The sequence below is a fragment of the Acinetobacter tandoii DSM 14970 = CIP 107469 genome (assembly GCF_000400735.1).
Taxonomy (GTDB): domain Bacteria; phylum Pseudomonadota; class Gammaproteobacteria; order Pseudomonadales; family Moraxellaceae; genus Acinetobacter; species Acinetobacter tandoii.
Genome location: NZ_KE007374.1, coordinates 1 through 2,435 on the forward strand (window position 1 = coordinate 1; position 2,435 = coordinate 2,435).

5 protein-coding genes are annotated in these 2,435 nt (G+C 34.3%); 2 read left to right on the forward strand and 3 right to left on the reverse strand.

Annotated elements, in window-relative coordinates:
- On the forward strand, positions 1-377 hold a 377-nt coding region (locus I593_RS17920), incomplete at its 5' end, for a macro domain-containing protein (protein WP_016165288.1).
- Between the two features lies 1 nt (position 378).
- Here I593_RS17920 and I593_RS17925 read toward each other — a convergent pair.
- The 3 genes from I593_RS17925 to I593_RS17935 all read right to left on the reverse strand — a co-directional run bounded on the left by I593_RS17925 (position 379) and on the right by I593_RS17935 (position 1,346).
- Positions 379-765 carry a type II toxin-antitoxin system death-on-curing family toxin gene (locus I593_RS17925; RefSeq protein WP_002125026.1) on the reverse strand — a complete coding sequence of 129 codons (387 nt, stop codon included), beginning with the start codon at positions 763-765 and terminating at the stop codon, positions 379-381.
- Positions 762-941 (reverse strand): hypothetical protein, encoded by a 180-nt coding sequence (locus I593_RS17930; protein WP_026441249.1) that lies wholly within the window; start codon positions 939-941, stop codon positions 762-764. Before I593_RS17930 ends, I593_RS17925 begins: the two co-directional genes overlap by 4 nt.
- A 69-nt stretch (positions 942-1,010) precedes the next feature.
- Positions 1,011-1,346 carry a hypothetical protein gene (locus I593_RS17935; protein WP_002125021.1) on the reverse strand — a complete coding sequence of 112 codons (336 nt, stop codon included), beginning with the start codon at positions 1,344-1,346 and terminating at the stop codon, positions 1,011-1,013.
- Positions 1,347-1,978: 632 nt separating this feature from the next.
- Between I593_RS17935 and I593_RS17940 the strand changes: the two genes are divergently transcribed.
- A partial coding sequence (locus I593_RS17940; RefSeq protein ID WP_016165289.1) for a hypothetical protein occupies positions 1,979-2,435 on the forward strand: 457 nt, incomplete at its 3' end.

Sequence of the window (2,435 nt, forward strand, 5' to 3'; positions counted from 1 at the left end):
GTTCAACTGGACAAGCAGAAGTTACTACTGCTGGAAACCTGCCTGCCCAATATCTTATTCATGCTGTTGGGCCAAGATGGTTAGATGGTGAGCGTAATGAGCCACAATTGCTTTGTGATGCTTATAGTAATGCGATTATGAAAGCTAACCATGTTGGTGTAAAAACTATTTCTTTTCCAAACATCAGTACAGGTGTTTATGGTTTTCCTCGCCAACTGGCAGCCGAAATTGCAATTGGTACCATACTTTCAATACTTCCCCAATATGACTGTGTTGAAGAAGTATTTTTTGTATGCCGAGATGATGAAAACTATTTAATTTATAAGGAGATACTTTCTAACATTAACGACCCAAAAATAAAAATACAGATTGAATAAATTAAATTATAGATAGCTCATATAAGAATCCTGCTACCAGTTTGGCTAAAAGCTCATGATCTTCTTGGGATTCAACGATATCAACCATTAAATCATCTAAACCCGTGTGTTCTTGAATGGTCACACCTTGGATTTCAAGATAAGTTAGCATCACTGCTAGCCCTGTTCTTTTATTTCCATCGACAAATGCATGCCCTTTAGAAATTGCAATACCAAACCATGCAGCAATTTCAAAGATATCACTCACATTACTGTAATACATTTGCTGATCTATACGGTTTAGGACGCTTTCCAGTTTCTCAATCTGGCAACCAGATCGACCTACACCTGTTTGAAGCAAAATCTCGTCATGTACAGCAATTACGAATGTCGAACTAATCAAGCTCATTTATAAGCTAACTCTTGTATTTCTGCTTTATGTTGCTGGATCACTCGTCTAGCACTATGCATAACAACTCGTTTAGTTGCTTCATCATTACTAAACTTTATAGGTAAAACTTGTCCAGAAACCTTTTCACGACTAGATACTTGTTCAATATTATAATCTTTAAGACGTTTTCTCATATCGCTTACCATTCTAAGAGTGATCGTGTGTATTTTAACGCAAGTTTGTTGATCTAACAGTAGTGTTGGTCAAATTTGATAGTGTGAGTCTTTTTTTAGCACCGATTGTTCTGGATTTAAATTAAAAAAATCATAGACTTTATTAATTTTTGATTTATATAACAATGTCTTATCCAAATAAATAATTGATTTTTCTTTGTTGGTATCAAAAATTACTCGACCTCTTGGGATCTGTTCATACTCATAGTTTTGTAGTTCAGAATACTTTTCTTGCAATGTAATCCAATATTCAATATGTGTATATGGGCTATCAATCAGGCCAATAGAGTCTGCTTTCGTAATATTAAAGGAATGTGCAATACCAATGACTTGATTATTCCAGTACCAAAAGATCCCTATTTTCATTTGTCTTTATGCCTAGTTTTAAGTTCAACTAAAATTAATATAATACGGATTATCCGAAAATATTCAGACAATAAAAAACCCCGACATCCTGTCGGGGTTTTTCGTATTTGGTACTAGGGTCAACTCCTGTCATCCCTCGCGTCCTGTCGCTGATCTTATTGTTGTTATGTGGAACATCCTGTTTTCGATGAAGCCATAATATGCAATCTGATGGTGTCTGCCTATTGGTGATTTTCTTGAATGCCTGTACGCCAGAACGTACATGGAGATATCCTCAAATTATCCCAAGAATTGTCCGCAGGAAATGGGGATAATTTCAGAAATGAGAGTCTTGAGAAATCAGGAAAAAATGAAATTTTGAGTATTTTTTAATCGACTTTATTGGCTAAAAGTGACAAAAGTGCTTAAAAAGCAGCCGACTTGTTTCGGAGTCGGCTTTTTACCTATTTTTTAGTCATGACTAATTTTTTAAATACCTTAAAAACAATAACTTTTTAAAATTGGTTTCGCATAAGCGCCATTATGTTAAATGAACTTCTTTATTTTAGTTTATAACAAACCAAATACACATGTGTTTACATGTATTTTTTTATGTGTTTAACTACGTGTATAAATACATTTATGGATTAATCATGAACTATATTCGACCTACAGATGTAAAAACTCCACGAAAAAATGTGAAAAGTGTTCATGTACTTTATGATGGTGCAGAGGATTCATTTTCCTTAGCTGTTCTTAATTGGGTGGACGAGTCAGGAGAGTCAAAAGATAAATTGGCTTTGCGTTGGAATGGTTCTGAGGCATCCCCTAAAGGGTATCCTTCAGCTATGGGAAATCCATCATGGTTTATCATTCCTGAAAAATTAGAAAGTGTATTAAGAGAACGAGCAATGGAGCTTAATGAAAGAGAAGGGAAAGCCAAAGCTATCAACCTCTCTAATAAAATTATTGAGCATGTAAGCCAAGTAAAAGTTCATGAAAAAAGCCCATTCGGTTTTACAACTTATACAATTCCAAAATCTGAGAACGTACATAAAAGTGAATTGGATGAACTGGAAAACTTATTAAAACAAAATATGATATTTTTTT